13 protein-coding genes are annotated in these 16117 nt (G+C 65.3%); 5 read left to right on the forward strand and 8 right to left on the reverse strand.

Features of this window, described 5'->3' with window-relative positions:
- Window positions 1–264 precede the first annotated feature (264 nt).
- Complete coding sequence (locus tag F8G81_RS13550; RefSeq protein WP_267275248.1) at window positions 265–2541, forward strand: PEP/pyruvate-binding domain-containing protein; 2277 nt, start codon at window positions 265–267, stop codon at window positions 2539–2541.
- Between the two features lie 42 nt (window positions 2542–2583).
- Here the strand turns inward: F8G81_RS13550 and glpK are convergent, their stop codons facing one another.
- Together glpK and F8G81_RS13560 are read right to left on the reverse strand one after the other, a co-directional pair.
- Entirely contained in the window at window positions 2584–4098 is a 1515-nt protein-coding gene (gene glpK, locus F8G81_RS13555; protein ID WP_267275249.1) for a glycerol kinase GlpK, read from the reverse strand.
- A 99-nt stretch (window positions 4099–4197) separates the two neighbouring features.
- On the reverse strand, window positions 4198–5994 hold the full coding sequence (locus tag F8G81_RS13560; protein WP_267279216.1) for a glycerol-3-phosphate dehydrogenase/oxidase: 1797 nt from the start codon (window positions 5992–5994) through the stop codon (window positions 4198–4200).
- Window positions 5995–6150: 156 nt separating this feature from the next.
- Between F8G81_RS13560 and F8G81_RS13565 the strand changes: the two genes are divergently transcribed.
- Genes F8G81_RS13565 through F8G81_RS13580 form a run of 4 tightly spaced genes read left to right on the forward strand, consistent with a single transcriptional unit; the run spans window position 6151 to window position 10032 of the window.
- Window positions 6151–7113, forward strand: coding sequence for a sugar-binding transcriptional regulator (locus F8G81_RS13565; protein WP_267275250.1), 963 nt, complete (start codon window positions 6151–6153; stop codon window positions 7111–7113).
- Between the two features lie 23 nt (window positions 7114–7136).
- Window positions 7137–8003 carry an aldo/keto reductase gene (locus tag F8G81_RS13570; protein WP_267275251.1) on the forward strand — a complete coding sequence of 289 codons (867 nt, stop codon included), beginning with the start codon at window positions 7137–7139 and terminating at the stop codon, window positions 8001–8003.
- 11 nt (window positions 8004–8014) lie between these two features.
- A complete protein-coding gene (locus F8G81_RS13575; protein ID WP_267275252.1) occupies window positions 8015–8944 on the forward strand; it encodes an alpha/beta fold hydrolase in 930 nt (309 codons plus the stop codon).
- Window positions 8941–10032, forward strand: a complete 1092-nt coding sequence (locus F8G81_RS13580; protein WP_267275253.1) for a glycosyltransferase family 4 protein — start codon at window positions 8941–8943, stop codon at window positions 10030–10032. Before F8G81_RS13575 ends, F8G81_RS13580 begins: the two co-directional genes overlap by 4 nt.
- On the opposite strand, the gene F8G81_RS13585 is transcribed toward F8G81_RS13580, so the two are convergent.
- From F8G81_RS13585 to mihF, 6 genes are all read right to left on the reverse strand, one after another.
- The gene (locus tag F8G81_RS13585) at window positions 10029–12167 is read right to left on the reverse strand and encodes a primosomal protein N' (protein ID WP_267275254.1); all 2139 of its coding nucleotides are present in this window, start codon (window positions 12165–12167) and stop codon (window positions 10029–10031) included. The two genes, F8G81_RS13580 and F8G81_RS13585, sit on opposite strands and share 4 nt — an antisense overlap.
- A 49-nt stretch (window positions 12168–12216) precedes the next feature.
- Window positions 12217–13452, reverse strand: coding sequence for a methionine adenosyltransferase (gene metK, locus F8G81_RS13590; protein ID WP_267275255.1), 1236 nt, complete (start codon window positions 13450–13452; stop codon window positions 12217–12219).
- 78 nt (window positions 13453–13530) lie between these two features.
- Complete coding sequence (gene coaBC, locus F8G81_RS13595) at window positions 13531–14763, reverse strand: bifunctional phosphopantothenoylcysteine decarboxylase/phosphopantothenate--cysteine ligase CoaBC (RefSeq protein WP_267275256.1); 1233 nt, start codon at window positions 14761–14763, stop codon at window positions 13531–13533.
- Between the two features lie 48 nt (window positions 14764–14811).
- Window positions 14812–15072 (reverse strand): DNA-directed RNA polymerase subunit omega, encoded by a 261-nt coding sequence (rpoZ, locus tag F8G81_RS13600; protein WP_267275257.1) that lies wholly within the window; start codon window positions 15070–15072, stop codon window positions 14812–14814.
- Between the two features lie 39 nt (window positions 15073–15111).
- Window positions 15112–15684 carry a guanylate kinase gene (gene gmk, locus F8G81_RS13605; protein WP_267275258.1) on the reverse strand — a complete coding sequence of 191 codons (573 nt, stop codon included), beginning with the start codon at window positions 15682–15684 and terminating at the stop codon, window positions 15112–15114.
- Window positions 15685–15732: 48 nt separating this feature from the next.
- Window positions 15733–16050 (reverse strand): integration host factor, actinobacterial type, encoded by a 318-nt coding sequence (mihF, locus tag F8G81_RS13610; RefSeq protein ID WP_267275259.1) that lies wholly within the window; start codon window positions 16048–16050, stop codon window positions 15733–15735.
- Window positions 16051–16117: the final 67 nt, after the last annotated feature.

Here is a 16117-nt window from a genome sequence, read left to right on the forward strand (position 1 = left end):
AACAGGCCCGGACACACAAAAGCCCCTCTCCATGGAGGGGCTGCCGCGCGGCAATCCGTTTCTGTCCGGACGCCGGGCGGCTAGCTAAGCAGAAGGATCGCACGCATAGAACTACTTTAGCGCACGCAGGCCACCGGATGAGGGCACGCCCGCCGCCCCTGCGCCCTGTCCCCCACCATGCGCCGCAACTAGACTGAAGGCCGCAATACTGCCTCCTAAACACTGCTTCCCAAACACTGCCTCCCATCAGGACCGGTGACTCCCGTGAGCGAAGATATCCCGTTTCCCCGCCTGGGGCAGTCCACGGCACTGACGAGGGAGTCCGTTGGCGGAAAAGCGGCAGCCTTGTCAGCATTGGCCTCCGCCGGATTTCCGGTCCCTCCGGGATTTGTGGTGACAAGGGCTGCGCTGGAGAGTGACGCTGACGCGGGAAACGGGCCCGGGGACAGACTGCAGGCAGCGGCTGCTGCCACCGGACCCGGACCTTTTGCCGTTCGTTCCTCGGCCGTCGCGGAAGACCTTCCCGGGGCGTCATTCGCCGGAATGTACGAAAGTTACCTTCGGGTGCCCGCCGGCGGTCTTGAGGATGCTGTCAGCAGGTGCTTCGCCTCCGCTGAAGCTGGCCGGGTGCGGGCTTACCAGACCGCTGTTCCCTCAGGTTCGCGGGATAACACAGCCGCGACCGGAATGGCAGTCTTGGTGCAGCAGATGGTGGATCCGGCCGCCGCCGGTGTTGCTTTCACCGCCAACCCCCTCACCGGCGCCCGCGACGAAACCGTCATCTCTGCTGTTCCCGGCCTCGCCGAGGGCCTGGTTTCGGGCGTGGAGACGGGCGAGGAATGGACAGTCCGCGCCGGCCAGCCGGCCCTGACCCGCGGAGCCGGAGGTGTCCTTTCGCTGGAAAGCGCGACGGCGGTGGCCGCCGCGGCCGCAAAGGTCGCCACGCATTTTGGCTGCCCCCAGGACGTCGAGTGGGCGGTGGACCATGGCGGCGCGGTGTTCATCCTGCAGGCCCGTCCCATGACGGCATTGCCCGATCCCGTAGCCTGGGATCCGCCGGGGAAAGGGGCCTGGCTGAGGAACTTCCGGCTAGGCGAATGGTTGCCCGAACCCGTCACTCCGTTGTTTATGGACTGGGTGATTCCCGGCATCGACGCTGCCTACAACGGGGCTGTGGAGAGAGCGGTGGGCGTCACAGTCCCGATGGGGCACTGCCTAGTCAATGGCTGGTACTACGTTGCGCCGCCAACGCCGCGGGCGCTGCCCCACCTGCTCTTCGGAGGCAGGCCGCGGTCTCTGCCGTTCTTCTTCAACCTGGTGGTCCGGCCCATGTTCGACCCCCGGGGCGCCGACAGATCGGTGCTGCGGGACCTCGAAGAGGAATGGCGAACCACCTGCCTCCCCGCCTACCGGTCACTCTCCGGCGCCGGTGCGGGCCAGGCCACCGTGGAGGAGCTCAAAGAGACCGTGGAGCAGGTGGCCCGGGCAGCCGGCGAATACCTCTGGTATTTTGCCGCCACCGGGGGTGCGGCCTGGAAGATGGAGCTGGTCCTCGCCAGATTCTGGCGCCGCCATCTCGCCAAACTCACGGGCGCCGACGGAGACTCCGGGAACTGGCAAACCAACGGCTATCAGGTGCTCCTGGCAGGGCTCTCCCCCACGTTGCCTGATAACGTCCCGCACGCCGTGTACAGCCTGGACTGGTACCACAAGACGGCCGGGGAGGAACCTGACCGGGTTTCCCTGATGCGAGGCAACGGCAGCGCCGCCGGCGCTCCGTCGGCGGCTGCCATGGCCGCCGCGGTCCGCCGTCGGGAAGCTGAAGCGGCCTGCCGCGCTGCGCTCAAAGGATCCCGGCTGCTGAACAGGTTCGACAGGCTCCTCGGCGTTGCCCAGCACTATGCCCTGCTGCGCGAGGAGCAGAGCCGTGACTTCACCCTTGGCTGGCCCCTCCTGCGGCGTTCAGCCCTGGGGATCGGCGGCGATCTTTGCGCTCGCGGAATCATCGATACGCCGGAGGACGTCTTTTTCCTGACAAAACACGCACTGCGTCCCGACACACCCCCACAGCAAAAGGTCGTGGAACGCCGGCGCGAAGAATGGCTGCGCCACAGGAAGCTGGTGGCACCGCTGTGGCTGGGCAAGCTCCCGCCGCTGATCGGCAACACCTTCGACAGGGTAGCCAACAGCGCTCGCACTGCCAGGCGGGTGCCCGCCGGGGCGCTGCCGGGCCATCCGGCAAGTCCGGGACGCGCGAAAGGAAGGGTGCGCGTGGTGGACGGTCCGGAGGAATTTGCCCTGTTTCAGCCCGGTGAGGTCCTGGTGGCGAAGGCCACGGCACCCGCGTGGACCCCGCTCTTTGCCCAGGCTGCTGCCGTGGTCACGGACGGCGGCAACCTCGCAGCCCATGCTTCCCTCGTCGCCCGCGAATACGGCATCCCTGCAGTAGTAGGAACCGGCAACGCAACCCAACTCCTCCGCACCGGCCAGCTGGTCACGGTCGACGGCAGCGCCGGCATTGTAGAAACCCGCAACGCCTGAAGAAGCGGGCGGGGCAGGTGCGGCTTCCGTCAAAAAAACCAGCTACTTCACGTCCTCATCCACCCAGTCCATTGACTTGGTGACTGCCTTCTTCCACAGCCGCAACTGGCGGTCAGCCTCGGCCTGGTCCAGCTGCGGTTCCCAGCGCTTGTCCTCGGACCAGTTGGCCGAGAGTTCGCCCAGGTCCTTCCAGAAGCCGACGGCGAGGCCCGCGGCATAGGCGGCCCCCAGAGCGGTGGTCTCCACCACCTTCGGCCGGATGACCGGGACTCCAAGGATGTCAGCCTGGAACTGCATGAGGGCAGCGTTGGCGACCATGCCGCCGTCGACCTTCAACTCGGTCAGCGGAACGCCGGAGTCGGCGTTGACGGCGTCCAGTACCTCGCGGGTCTGGAACGCCGTGGCCTCCAGCGCGGCCCGGGCAATGTGGTTCCTGTTGACGAACCGGGTCAGGCCCACGATGGCGCCGCGGGCGTCGGAGCGCCAGTACGGGGCGAAGAGTCCGGAGAACGCCGGAACAATGTACACGCCGCCGTTGTCCTTGACCGAGGCCGCAAGGGTTTCCACTTCGGGCGCGCTGCTGATCAGGCCCAGGTTGTCCCGCAGCCACTGGATGAGTGACCCCGTGACGGCGATACTGCCTTCCAGGGCGTAGTGCGGGGCGGCGTCGCCGAGCTTGTAGCCCACCGTGGTCAGCAGGCCGTTTTTGGAGTGGACGATGTCCTCGCCGGTGTTGAAGATCAGGAAGCAGCCGGTGCCATAGGTGTTCTTCGCTTCACCGGCCTGGAACGCGGCCTGGCCAAACGTGGCGGCCTGCTGGTCGCCGAGGATGCCCGCCACGGGAACCTCACGCAGCAACTGCGAGGTGTGGACCGTCCCGTACACCTCGGAAGAAGACTTGATGGCCGGCATCATGCTCAGAGGAACACCGAAAATATCGAGGATCTCCTCGTCCCAGGTGAGCGTTTCGAGGTCCATAAAAAGCGTGCGGGAAGCGTTGGTCACGTCCGTGACGTGGACGCCGCCGTCCACTCCACCGGTCAGGTTCCACAGGATCCAGGCGTCGGTGTTGCCGAAGACGAGGCTGCCGGCCTCCGCCCTGGCCCGGGCGCCTTCGACGTTGTCCAGGATCCATTTGATCTTCGTCCCGGAAAAGTAGGTGGCCAGCGGAAGGCCCACCTTTTTCTTGAACCTCTCCGGCCCGCCGTCCTTGGCCAGCTCGTTCACGATGTCCTGCGTGCGTGTGTCCTGCCAGACGATGGCGTTGTAGACGGCCTCACCGGTGGTTTTGTCCCACACCACAGCAGTCTCGCGCTGGTTGGTGATCCCGATGGCGGCGATGTCGTGCCGCGTCAGGTTCGCCTTGGACAGTGCGGAGCCAATGACCTCGCGGGTGTTGTTCCAGATCTCAGCTGGATTGTGTTCCACCCAGCCTGCCTGGGGGAGAATCTGTTCGTGCTCCATCTGGCCGGAGGAGACGATGTTTCCGCTGTGGTCAAAAATGATGGCGCGGGAGCTGGTGGTGCCCTGGTCAATGGCGATTACGTACTGGTTCATATTGACGTCCTTGTCTTGATGACGGCTGTTGACTGGCTCCCGCCCTTGCAATGATCGCACCGGGGATCAGCTGTGGAGGGATGCCGCTCCATGCGGCCTTTATCCGACCAGGCTGTCAACCTGCACGCGGTGGAAGCGTTCGAGCACGTCCTGTGCGTGCCGGATCTCTGCTGCCTTCATTCCGTTATCCCAGGCCAGCGGCGCGGCCAGGACGTCGGCAAGCTCGTTGAGCAGTTCGCCGGTGATCAGTCCCCTGAAGGCGAGGGACGTGCGGCGGATCAGGACGTCGGTCAAGTGGGCCACCTGCTCATGCCGGGCCATGAACTCCAGTTCGCGGACACTGAGCTCCCGGGTCGAGTGGAGCAGCCGGTCCGGACCGGCGTCGAGGAAGCTGATGACCTCCTCCGCCCGGGTTCCGTAGCGCGTCAGGAGCACTTCGGTCCGGTGGGCATCGCGGCCTGCGGACATATGGCTCTTGATCCACTTCTGGACTCCATGCCCGTCCGGCGGGAAGCCCGCGCCGCCCCCGATGGCAAGCTGCGCCGTCGACACCTTCCGCTCCATGCCCAGCTCGGCGAGGACATCGTTTGCCAGGTGCTCGGCCATGGCCCGGAAAGTGGTCCATTTGCCACCCACCAGGCTGAGGACGACGGCGCCCGTCCCGTTGTGTTCCGGGCCGCGCCGTTCGATCCTGTAGTCGCGGGAGACAAACCCGGGCTGTGTTTCGTCGTGCCTGGGCAGGGGACGCACGCCGGAGAACGTGTAGACGATGTGTTCCTGCCGGACTGTGATGTCCGGGAAGACATGGCCGATCAGGTCAATGAAGTAGGCGATCTCCTGGTCTGTGCAGACCGCATCCTGGGCCATGTCCGCGTCCACATCGGTGGTCCCCACCAGGACACGGTCCCCCATGGGGTAGATCAGCACGATCCGGCCGTCTGTGTGTTCGAAGAAGATCTCCCGGCCCTGGCAGGCTTCGAGGAGGCCCGGGTGGTCCAGCACAATGTGGGAGCCTTTGGTGCCGCCCATAAAGGACGAAGCGGCACCCATCGCCTGGTTGGTCAGATCCACCCATGCACCCGTGGTGTTAATGATGATGTCCGCCGTAAAGTCGAACAGCTCGCCGGTCAGTTCATCCCGCAGCTGGACGGTGGAGCCTGTGCTGGCAGAAACGGCGCCGGATCCTGCGCCGGCGGAAGCTGCAGGCGGTTGCACGGCATGGAGCGAAAGGTAGTTACTGGCCCGGGCCGTGCCCGGTGCGCCGGGGCTGGCCAACCCTGCCTTCTCGCCATCCTGCAGGACATCCAGCGTCAGGCGTTCCGGGTTATGGACCGAGGCGTCGAAGTAGGTGGCCGTGTACTTAATGCCGGGGTGGAGGTGCGGCAGGTCCGCGAGGGATTTCCTGCGGCCACGGAACTGGTGCCGCGGGACGCTGCCGCCGTCACGGGAAAAGGAGTCGTACAGGCTGAGGCCAAGCTTGATCAGGAACGCCCCGCGCTCTTTGGGTTTGCCCTGCTGCTTGTGCGTGAGGAACCGCACGGGAGCCGAGAGCACACCGGAGAAAGTGCTGAAGATGGGGATTGTGGTCTGGAGGGGCTTCACGTAGTGCGGTGCAATGCGGAGCAGCCGGTTGCGCTCCACCACTGACTCCCGGACCAGGCGGAATTCCCCATTTTCCAGGTAGCGGATGCCGCCATGGATCATATGGGACGACGCGCCGCTGGCCCCTTGGCAATAGTCGCCGCGTTCGACCAGCGCCACGTCGACGCCCTGCAGGGCGAGGTCGCGGAATGTGCCGACACCATTAATGCCTCCCCCGACGATCAGCACTCGCGCGTGCGGGCGCCGGCGCAGGCCCTGCACTGAAGCACGCGGCCCAGCCGCCCGTGCAGACATGGCGCTGGCGGCCAGTGAATCCTTGCAGGCCAAAATAAACTCCTTTGGGTTTGGTGTGCGGCCACATGGACGTGGGCCGCCGTTCTCCGTCTATTCTTTGGAGCAATGGAAAATACAGTCAAGCACTATGCACAAACGTGCAGAATGGACGTTTAGATGGCAACCACCCGCCACGCGGATGCCCTCCGGGCCGCACAGATGTATTACCTCCAGGACCTGACCATGGATGCCATCGCGCGGGAGCTGCGAACGTCCCGCTCCACTGTTTCCCGCCTTCTCTCAACTGCCCGGAACTCGGGTCTTGTGCAAATCCAAATCCGGAACCCGATGGACACCGGCCCGGAACTGGAAGGAATGATCCGGAAGGAGTTCAACGTGGACGCCCACGTTGTCCCGGTGCTGGAGACCCTTAATGAGGCGGAAACGCTGGACCGGGTGGCGAGGCAGGCTGCCCGCACCATTGGGCCGCTGGTGGACTCCAAGGCGATTATCGGTGTGGCCTGGGGATCGACATTGAGCGCAGTTAGCCGTCACCTGACCCGGAAAATTACCCACGACAGCGTGATCGTCCAGCTCAACGGAGCCGGAAACATGCACACCACGGGCATCACATACGCAAGCGACATCATGCGCCGCTTTGGCAGCGCCTACGGAGCGCGCGTGGAGCAGTTCCCCGTTCCGGCCTTTTTCGACCACGCCGGCACCAAAACGGCCATGTGGAATGAACGCAGCGTGCAGCGGGTCCTGGAACTCCAGTCCAGGATGAGCATGGCCATCTTCGGCGTGGGTTCCGTGGACGCCGACTTTCCCAGCCACGTCTACTCCGGTGGTTACCTTGATGAAAACGACCTGAAAATCCTGGCCAACTCAGATGTTGTGGGCGACGTTGCCACCGTTTTCTTCCGGGGTGATGGGTCCTCTGACGGCATCGTACTGAACGAACGGTCCACCGGGCCGGCCCTGGATCAGCTGCGGCAGGTACGGCGGCGGATCTGCGTGGTATCCGGCGCCTCCAAGATCAATGGCCTGCGCGGGGCGCTCACCGCCGGTCTCGCGACTGACCTCATCCTGGATGAAGCCACAGCACGCCGACTCGTGGCATTCGACGGCGTCTCCTGAGGCGAGTGGGTAGAGTCATTGCTATGAAAACCTCACCCCGGCTCAGCCTGAACAACGGCGTGCTGATCGACCAGCTGGGATACGGGCTGTACAAGGTCCCGACGACGGAAGCTGCGTCACTGGTGGCCATGGCGCTGGGCGCGGGGTACCGCCACTTCGACACAGCCGCCATGTACAGGAACGAAACGGGTGTGGCGCGGGGCATCAGCTCGCTGTCCTCGCTGGAGGAGACCGGCGGCTCAGGTGAGGCTTCACCGGGCATGTCCCGGAACGACCTCTTTATCACCACGAAAGTGTGGAACGACGACCAGGGGTATGACGCAACGCTCCGCGCCTTCGATACGTCCATGGTGAACCTCGGCCTTGACTATGTGGACATGTACCTCATCCATTGGCCCTGCCCCAGGCGTGGGCTCTTCACGGAAACATACCGGGCCATGGAGACCCTCTACCGGGAAGGCAAGGTCCGCGCGATCGGAGTCTGCAACTTCCAGCCCGCCCACCTTGACCGGTTACTCGACTCGGCCGAGGTGGTCCCGGCCGTCAACCAGATCGAACTCCACCCCTGGCTGCAGCAGGCGGAGCTGAGGGAAAAGCACCAGGGCCTGGGGATCCGGACCGAGGCCTGGAGCCCCCTGGGCCGGGGACAGGTGCTTGCTGATCCTGTCGTACAGGCGTGTGCAGCCGAGCACAGGCGCACTCCCGCACAGGTCATCCTGAGGTGGCACATCCAGCTGGGCAACATCGCGATCCCCAAAGCAAGCTCCGAGACCCGGATCCGGGAGAACATGGACATCTTCGGATTCGAACTCTCCGACCGTGACATGGCCGCGCTCGCGGAACTTGAGCGCGGGCAGCGGACCGGCTCCCACCCGGACAACGTCAACTAGGACCGAGGGACATGAAAACCGCCCACCCCCAGCCATCCAGCACGCCCTCCTACATCAGCCCGGAGCTGGAAACCAGGACCACCGCCTCGGTAACCGAACTGGACGGCACAGCAGTGGCCTACTGGACCTACGAGCCGGCCCGCGTGACACCGGATACCCGCACCATCCTGGTCATCCACGGCTTCCGCGGCGATCATCACGGCCTGCTCCGCGTGGCTGACCAGCTTCCAGGGATGCGGATCATCATGCCCGACCTCCCGGGCTTCGGCAGCTCCGAGGCCTTTGCAGCCGGCCCGCACACGGTGGAACGCTATGGCAGGTTCATCACTGACTTCATGGCTGCCCTGGATCTCGGCCCTGACACTGTGCTGCTGGGACACTCCTTCGGTTCCATCATCGCCGCGCATTTTGTGGCCGCCCATCCCGGCGCCGTCAATCCCCTTATCCTGATCAACCCCATTGCCGCGCCGGCGCTGGAAGGGCCCAAGGGAATCATGACAAAGCTTGCCGTCCTCTACTACCGGCTGGCGGCCCGGCTTCCCCGAGCACTGGGGCTTTCCCTGCTGCGCAGCCCGCTGATCGTCCGGGTGATGAGCGAAGCCATGGCCAAAACCGGGGACAAGGAACTGCGGCGTTTCATCCACGGCCAGCACCACGCCTACTTCAGCGCCTTCGCCAACAGGGAAAGCCTCCTTGAGTCATTCACCGCGTCGGTGGGCAGCCACGTGGCGGAGGTGGCCGGCAAACTGACGCTGCCGGTGCTCCTGATTGCCGGTGAAAAAGACGAAATCGCCACGCTCCCGGACCAGCACCGGCTGGCCGCGCTGTTGCCCGACTGCTCCCTCAAGGTGATTCCCGGCGTCGGACATCTGATCCACTACGAAACCCCCGGCCCTGCCGCCCGCTTTATCAGCAGCTTCCTGAAGGACCATCCCGCATGAAAATAGTCATCGATGCACGATTCACCCGCACCGACCACCATGACGGGATCAGCCGCTACGGAGCCAGCCTCATCGCGGCCACGGCAAAAATTGCCGATGTGTCCATGCTCATCAGCGACCCCCGCCAACTGGCGCTGCTGCCGGACGTTCCCTACACGCTGATCAACAGCCCGCTGTCCCCCCTCGAGCTGTTCGTGGCACGCAAGGTGAACCCCCTCGGTGCGGACGTTGTTGTCTGCCCCATGCAAACGATGGGCAGCTGGGGACGCAAGTACGGCCTGGTCCTCACCCTTCATGACCTGATCTACTACGAGCACTCCGCGCCGCCGGACTTCCTCCCCGCACCGGTGCAGCTGCTGTGGCGCCTCTACCACAAGGCGTTCTGGCCGCAGCGGCTGCTCCTCAACCGGGCTGACATCGTGGCCACGGTCAGCAGGACCACAGAAGCCCTGATGGCCAAGTACCGGCTCACAGAGCGGCCGGTAAGGATCATCAGCAACGCGCCGCAGCCGGCGCAGGAACATCGGGATCCGGCCGCCGGGGCAGACCATTCCCTGGTGTACATGGGCTCGTTTATGTCCTACAAGAACGTGGAAACCATGGTGTCAGGGATGGCCGAACTTCCGGATTTCACCCTTCATCTGCTGAGCAGGATTTCACCGCAACGCCGCGCGGAACTGGAAATCATGGTCCCGCCGGGGGCGAAGGTGGTCTTCCACAACGGTGTCACCGATGAGGAGTATTCCGCCCTGCTGAAGCGGGCCACAGCGCTCGTTACGCTTTCCCAGGCTGAGGGGTACGGCCTCCCCCTGGTGGAGGCGATGTCCCTTGGCACGCCGGTGATCGCCAGCGACATTCCAATCTTCCGGGAAGTCGGCGGAGAGGCGGCCTCCTACGTGGATCCTGCCTCGCCCTCCGGCTTTGCCGCCGCCGTGGAAAAACTCCGCGACGACGGCCACTGGCAGGAGGTTTCCCGTCTGTCGGTGGCCCGTGCCCAGCAGTTCAGCTGGGAAGAATCCGCCCGGCAACTGGTGGACGTGGCCCACGACATTGTCACCATGCGTGCGCGCCGGGGGGCGGCACGCTAGAGGACGTCCACGCCGTCCAGCCTGACCTGTACCGGTTCCTCGCTCCGCTTGGCCGCCGCGGCAGCACGCGCCGCCCGCAACGTCCTGGTGACGGTGGCGGCCTGCCCATAGGGAAAGAACAGCAGGGTACGGACATCCTCCCCGGAGCGCCGTGGTGTGGCAGGACCAGTCAGGATCAGCGGAGCCGGACCTGCCACCCGAAGCGTTACACCCGACGATTCCAGCTGCTTTTCCACGCCTCCGGTGAAATGCTCGACGGCGGCACGCGGCCCGGTGACGGAGGCGATCCGGACCGCGGGGGGCAGCCGCAACTCCGCCCGGAGGGCCAGCTCCCGCTGGGCGTAGCCCGCAGGGTCCCAGCGAAGCAATGCACCCACTGCGCCGGTGTCCGCCGCGGTGATCACCACCAGGCCTTCCTCCGATGCCGGACGCACCAGCGCTGCCGCATTAAACCAGCGGCGTACGGTGTCCTCCCCGGCGCGCAGGTTCTCCCGCCGCAGGAGGGAGTCGCCGTCGAGGAGCAATGCCGCGGCATATCCGCCGTCAGCAACCGGTTCAGCGCCCACGGTGGCCACCACCAGCGCCTTGGCACTGCCCACGCCGGCCTTGACGTGGCCTCCGGAGGAGGTAATCACCGTCTTGCGGGGAAAGGCCCGCCCCAGCTCTTCAGCTGTGCGCATGACTCCGGTGGCCCCTTTGCGGAGTGCCCGGCCGCCGCAATGCGTGCAGCTCCATTCGGGCGCCGGGGTGGAGCACCAGCGGCATTGCGGAACGGCGGAACTGCCGGTGGCGCCCGTGACGGCCAAGGGCCCCTGGCAGGAGCCGCAGCGTGCAGTTTCGCGGCAGGTTTCGCACACCAGGGACGGGGCATAGCCTGCCCGGGCCACCTGCACCAGGACGGGTCCGCGTTCAAGCCCCTCCTTGGCCGCGCGCCAAGCCGCACCGGGCAGCCGCGCGATCCGCGCTAGGGGGTCCCTTTCCTGTTCAAAGCTGTCGGCGGTATTCAGGACCCGGGGTACAGTCCGGCGCACCACTGCCCTCCCGGCGTCGACGGGCATGGCCCAACCAGCCTCAACCAGGCGCTGTGCCTCAGTGCTTCGGGTGTGCGCCGCCATCAGGCAGGCCAGGCCTTGCTGCTCAGCGCGCAGCAGGAGGACTTCGCGGGCGTGGGCGTAGGGTGCCCGCTGTTCGATGTGGAGATCGTCCCCGTCATCCCAGCAGACCACCAGGCCCGGATTCCGCACGGGAGCATACGCCGCAGACCTGGTGCCGATGGCTACGCGTGCCGATCCGTCGAGGATGCGCAGGAAGTTCCGGTAGCGGGGTGTGGGACCGTCGTCGGCAGTGAGGCGCGCGATGTCCCCGGCAGGGAGGAGTTCAGCGAGTGCGTCTTCCAGCCGCTGCAAGTCGCGGTAGTCAGGGACCACCACCACGGCGCCGCGGCCTGATCCGCGCACTGCAGCCACGGCTTCGGCAATGAGCCGGGGCCAGGCGGAGGGCCCAAACCCCTGCAGCGGGCTGAAGACGGCACGTGGTGCGCCGCCATCCTGAAGGTGCCGGATAAAGGGTTGGCCATTGGCGTAGCTTGCCCAGCCGCCTTCGGAAGCAGGGAGTGCGCCGGAAGTGGGCACGGCGTCCGTAGACGGCCCGCCGTTCGCAACAGATCGGCTGTCCACATCGGGCCCGCTGGCTTCGGCCAACAATTCCTTTTCCAGCCGCGCCACCCTCGGCGGAATGGCCACCCGAAGGACGTCGCTGACTGTCCCTGCGTAGCGTGCGGCCACAGCCGTGATGAGCTCACGGACCTCGGGGGTGAGGACGGATACCGGCGAGACCACCTTCTGCAGGGGCACCAACGTATGGCCCGCATCGGATTCAGCCACGCGCTCAATGATGAAGCCGGACAACTCCTGGCCGTTGAACCGGATCTTGACCCGAACGCCCGCCTGCGCCTCAGCATCCAGCCCTGCGGGCACACTGTAATCAAAGGGGCGGTCCAGATGCGGCAATGAGGATTCAACCAGCACCCTGGCCACCGGCAGGTGCGCCGCCAGAGGAGGGCCTGACTGGGGCGCCCTGGACGGGAATCCCTGCAGCAGGGAAAGCTGGACAGCGCCATTTCCTTCGGCGGTCATGTGTTCAGCCAATCACGTGGCGCCGACATTTACGGCGGGCAGCACGCACCTAGGCGTTGAAGAAGGCCTTGAGGTCGTCCACACGGTCCAGCCGCTCCCAGGTGAAGTCAGGGTCATCCCGCCCGAAGTGGCCATGAGCGGCGGTCTTGGCATAGATGGGCCGCTTGAGGTCAAGGGCGTCGATGATGGCGCGGGGGCGGAGGTCAAAGATCTCAGCGATGGCCTCGCTGATCCGCATCGGGTCCACGGTTTCCGTGCCGAAGGTTTCAACGTAGGTGCCCACGGGGCGGGCCTGGCCGATGGCGTACGCAATCTGGATTTCGGCCCTTTTGGCCAGCCCCGCCGCTACAACGTTCTTGGCGACCCAGCGCATCGCGTAGGCAGCGGAACGGTCCACCTTGGACGGGTCCTTGCCGGAGAAGGCTCCGCCGCCGTGCCGGGCCATGCCGCCGTACGTATCAACAATGATCTTGCGGCCGGTCAGGCCGGCATCGCCCACGGGCCCGCCGATGACAAATTCGCCGGCCGGGTTCAGGATGTTGGCCGCCCGGGAGATGTCCAGGTTGGCGGCCGCCAGCACCGGCTCAATCACGATTTTTGCGAGGTCCGCCCGCAACCTGTCCAGGCTGGTGCCTTCGGCGTGTTGGCTGGAAATCACCACGGTTTCGACCGAGACGGGCACGTCGCGGTCATATCCCACGGTGACCTGGGTCTTGCCGTCGGGCCGAAGGTAGGAAAGCTCGCCGGACTTGCGGACTTCGGTGAGGCGTTCGGAAAGGCGGTGGGCGAGCCAGATCGGCGTCGGCATGTAGGACGCTGTCTCGTCGCTGGCGTAGCCGAACATCAGGCCCTGGTCGCCGGCACCCTGAAGGTCGTAGTCGTCCTCCTGGCGGCCCTCGCGGGCTTCCAGGGAGTTGAAGACTCCCCCGGCGATGTCGTTTGACTGCTGCCCGATGGACACGGAGACGCCGCAACGGGCGCCGTCGAAGCCGTTGGCCGAGGAGTCGTAGCCGATTCCAAGGATGGTCTCGCGGACGATCTGAGGAATTTCGACATAGGCGTCGGTGGTGACCTCACCGGCCACATGGACCAGGCCCGTGGTTGCCATCGTCTCCACGGCCACGCGGGACTCCGGATCTTTCGCAAGCAGGGCGTCCAGGATGGCATCGCTGATCTGGTCGCAGATCTTGTCCGGGTGGCCTTCAGTGACGGACTCCGAGGTGAAGAGCCGGAGTGCGGAGGGCGTAGCCCCGTGGGTCTGGGGAATGTGCAGCGGTAAAGTCACTCAACTACCTTACTGGTTGGGAATCGAACGTCCGTCGGCGTGTGTCCCCGTGCTAAGGAAACGATGGTTCGACTGCTGTCAGGCGCGGGGCGAAACGTGGTTCAGTTCGAGGCCGATCCGGCTGATAATGGCGGCCGAAACCTCGCTCTTGGTTCCCGAGGCAAGCTGCGGATCGGAACCGGAACGGGCCAGGATGACGATGGAATTGGTGTCCTGGCCGAAGACCTTGTCGGTGCCCACATGGTTGACCACCAGAAGGTCGCAGCCCTTGCGTTTCAGTTTGGCTTCGGCATACGCCAGCACATCCCCGTGGCCGTCGCCGGTTTCGGCAGCGAACCCGACGATCAGCTGGCTGCGGCGGGACATCCCGCGGACCTCCACCAGCTCTTGGAGGATGTCCGGGTTCCGGATCAGCGTAATAATGGGGTCCGCGGTGTCATCGCGTTTTTTGATCTTTGTGTCGGAGATCTCGGCGGGACGGAAATCCGCCACAGCCGCCGCCATGATCACGACGTCGGAATCCGCTGCCGCTGCCAGCGCCGCTTCACGCAGCTGCAGGGCAGTCTCCACGGTCACGACCTCGACGCCGGCCGGCGCCGGAACGTCCATGTGGGCAGCGAGCAGCCGCACGGTGGCGCCGGCGTTGCGTGCAGCCACGGCCAGGGCAACGCCTTGCTTGCCTGAGGAGCGGTTGCCCAGGAAGCGGACAGGATCCAGCGGTTCACGGGTTCCGCCTGCGCTGATGGTAACGGTGCGCCCGGCCAGGGGAAGCTGGTAGTCCGACTGTCCCTGGGTCAGGGCGATGGCGGCGTCGAAGATGTCCTGCGGCTCGGGCAGGCGGCCCGGCCCGGAGTCGGTGCCCGTCAGGCGTCCGCTGGCAGGATCAAGCACTGCTATGCCGCGTCCACGCAACGTCTCCACGTTGGCGCGGGTGGCCGCATTGTGCCACATTTCCGTATGCATGGCGGGGGCAAAAAGAACAGGTCCCCGGGCCATCAGCAGGGTGTTGGTGAGGAGGTCGTCAGCCAGGCCGGCTGCGGCCCGGGCGATGAGGTCCGCGGTGGCCGGTGCAACGACAACGAGGTCCGCCTCATGTCCCAGCCGCACGTGGTTGACCTGGTGGACGTCATCGAAGACACTGTTGCTGACGGGGTTGCCGGACAGGGCCTCCCAGGTGGCAACGCCGACAAAGCGCGTGGCGGCTTCGGTGGGAATCACCGTCACGTTATGGCCCGCTTCAGTAAAAAGCCGGAGGAGCGATGCCACCTTGTAGGCGGCAATCCCTCCCCCGACTCCGAGGACTATGCGCACGTGACCTCCGTCAACAGGCAATCTGTCTGGTTTTCGACAACTGCTGTGTTACTCGGCAGCTTCGATCGGCGTGGATACAAGCTTGCCTTCGTTGATCTCGCGCAGGGCGATGGACAGCGACTTCTCGTTGAGCTTGGTGTCAACGAGCGGGCCGACGTATTCAAACAGGCCCTCGTGCAGCTGGGCGTAGTAAGCGTTGATCTGACGTGCACGCTTGGCGCCGAAGATCACCAGGCCGTACTTGGAATCGGCTGCCTCAAGCAGTGAGTCGATCGGCGGGTTGATGATGCCTTCAAGGTTCGTGGCCACGAATTCTCCAAATTCTAACGGGCTGATGCGTTCCGGCGCCTAGCGCGGGTTCGGGGTCAGCCCCATGAGTGAAACAAGCTCGTCCGCTGCCCGGCGAACGTCATCATTGATGACGGTGTGATCGAACTCCGGTTCAGCGGCAAGCTCTAGTTTAGCGGTTTCCAGCCGCTGCTGCTGTTCCTCGGCCGTTTCGGTGCCCCGGCCCACCAGCCGGCGCACCATTTCGTCCCAGCTGGGGGGCGCAAGGAAGACGAACTGGGCGTCCGGAACGGCTTCCTTGACCTGCCGTGCGCCCTGCAGGTCAATCTCCAGCAGGACGGAGCGGCCATCCGCGATGGCGCGGTCAACGGTGCTCCGCAGGGTGCCGTAGCGGTTCTTCCCGTGGACCACTGCCCACTCCAGGAGTTCACCTGCCTCGATCAGCCTGTCAAACTCCTCGGCGGTCTTGAAAAAGTAGTGCACGCCGTCGCGCTCTCCGGGCCGCGGCTCACGGGTGGTGGCTGATACGGACAGCCAGACGCCCGGGTAGTTGTCCCGGATATAGGTGGACACGGTGCCTTTGCCAACAGCCGTCGGACCAGCGAGGACTGTCAGTCCCGGTTTCTTGCTCACGTATTCCTTTGCCGCGCAGTTTCGGATACAGGCGGCCGGTGGTCCGCCCTACTTCTCGTCTATAAAATCTACCAGCGCCTGGCGCTGGTGAACGCCCAGGCCCCTGACCCGCCGCGAGGCAGCAATGCCCAGCTGGTCCATAATGGCCGCAGCCCTGACTTTTCCGATGCCAGGCAGCGCCTCCAGCAGCTCCACCACCCGCATCCGGGCAAGGGCGTCGTCCTTGGCCGCGGAGCTGATGAGGTCCGCGGCCGAGGTTTCGCCGTTCTTCAGCCGCGCTTTCGCTTCAGCCCTGGCCGCCCGGGCGGCAGCGGCTTTGTTGAGAGCGTCAGCCCGTTCCGACTCGGATAAGGGTCGCAGGCTCATCTGGTTCACCTCCGGATTCGTCGGATCGATCCAAGGCGTCCGCCGTTGGACTTTTCCTGAACCTACC

This window comes from Arthrobacter sp. CDRTa11, from assembly GCF_026427775.1.
Classification (GTDB): Bacteria; Actinomycetota; Actinomycetes; order Actinomycetales; family Micrococcaceae; genus Arthrobacter.

What these genes read in the sequence shown, in the direction of transcription:
- glpK (WP_267275249.1), bottom strand. Translation starts at nt 4,098, where the DNA reads ATGAACCAGTACGTAATCGCCATTGACCAGGGCACCACCAGCTCCCGC.
- F8G81_RS13560 (WP_267279216.1), bottom strand. Translation starts at nt 5,994, where the DNA reads ATGTCTGCACGGGCGGCTGGGCCGCGTGCTTCAGTGCAGGGCCTGCGC.
- F8G81_RS13565 (WP_267275250.1), top strand. Translation starts at nt 6,151, where the DNA reads ATGGCAACCACCCGCCACGCGGATGCCCTCCGGGCCGCACAGATGTAT.
- F8G81_RS13570 (WP_267275251.1), top strand. Translation starts at nt 7,137, where the DNA reads ATGAAAACCTCACCCCGGCTCAGCCTGAACAACGGCGTGCTGATCGAC.
- F8G81_RS13575 (WP_267275252.1), top strand. Translation starts at nt 8,015, where the DNA reads ATGAAAACCGCCCACCCCCAGCCATCCAGCACGCCCTCCTACATCAGC.
- F8G81_RS13580 (WP_267275253.1), top strand. Translation starts at nt 8,941, where the DNA reads ATGAAAATAGTCATCGATGCACGATTCACCCGCACCGACCACCATGAC.
- F8G81_RS13585 (WP_267275254.1), bottom strand. Translation starts at nt 12,167, where the DNA reads ATGACCGCCGAAGGAAATGGCGCTGTCCAGCTTTCCCTGCTGCAGGGA.
- mihF (WP_267275259.1), bottom strand. Translation starts at nt 16,050, where the DNA reads ATGAGCCTGCGACCCTTATCCGAGTCGGAACGGGCTGACGCTCTCAAC.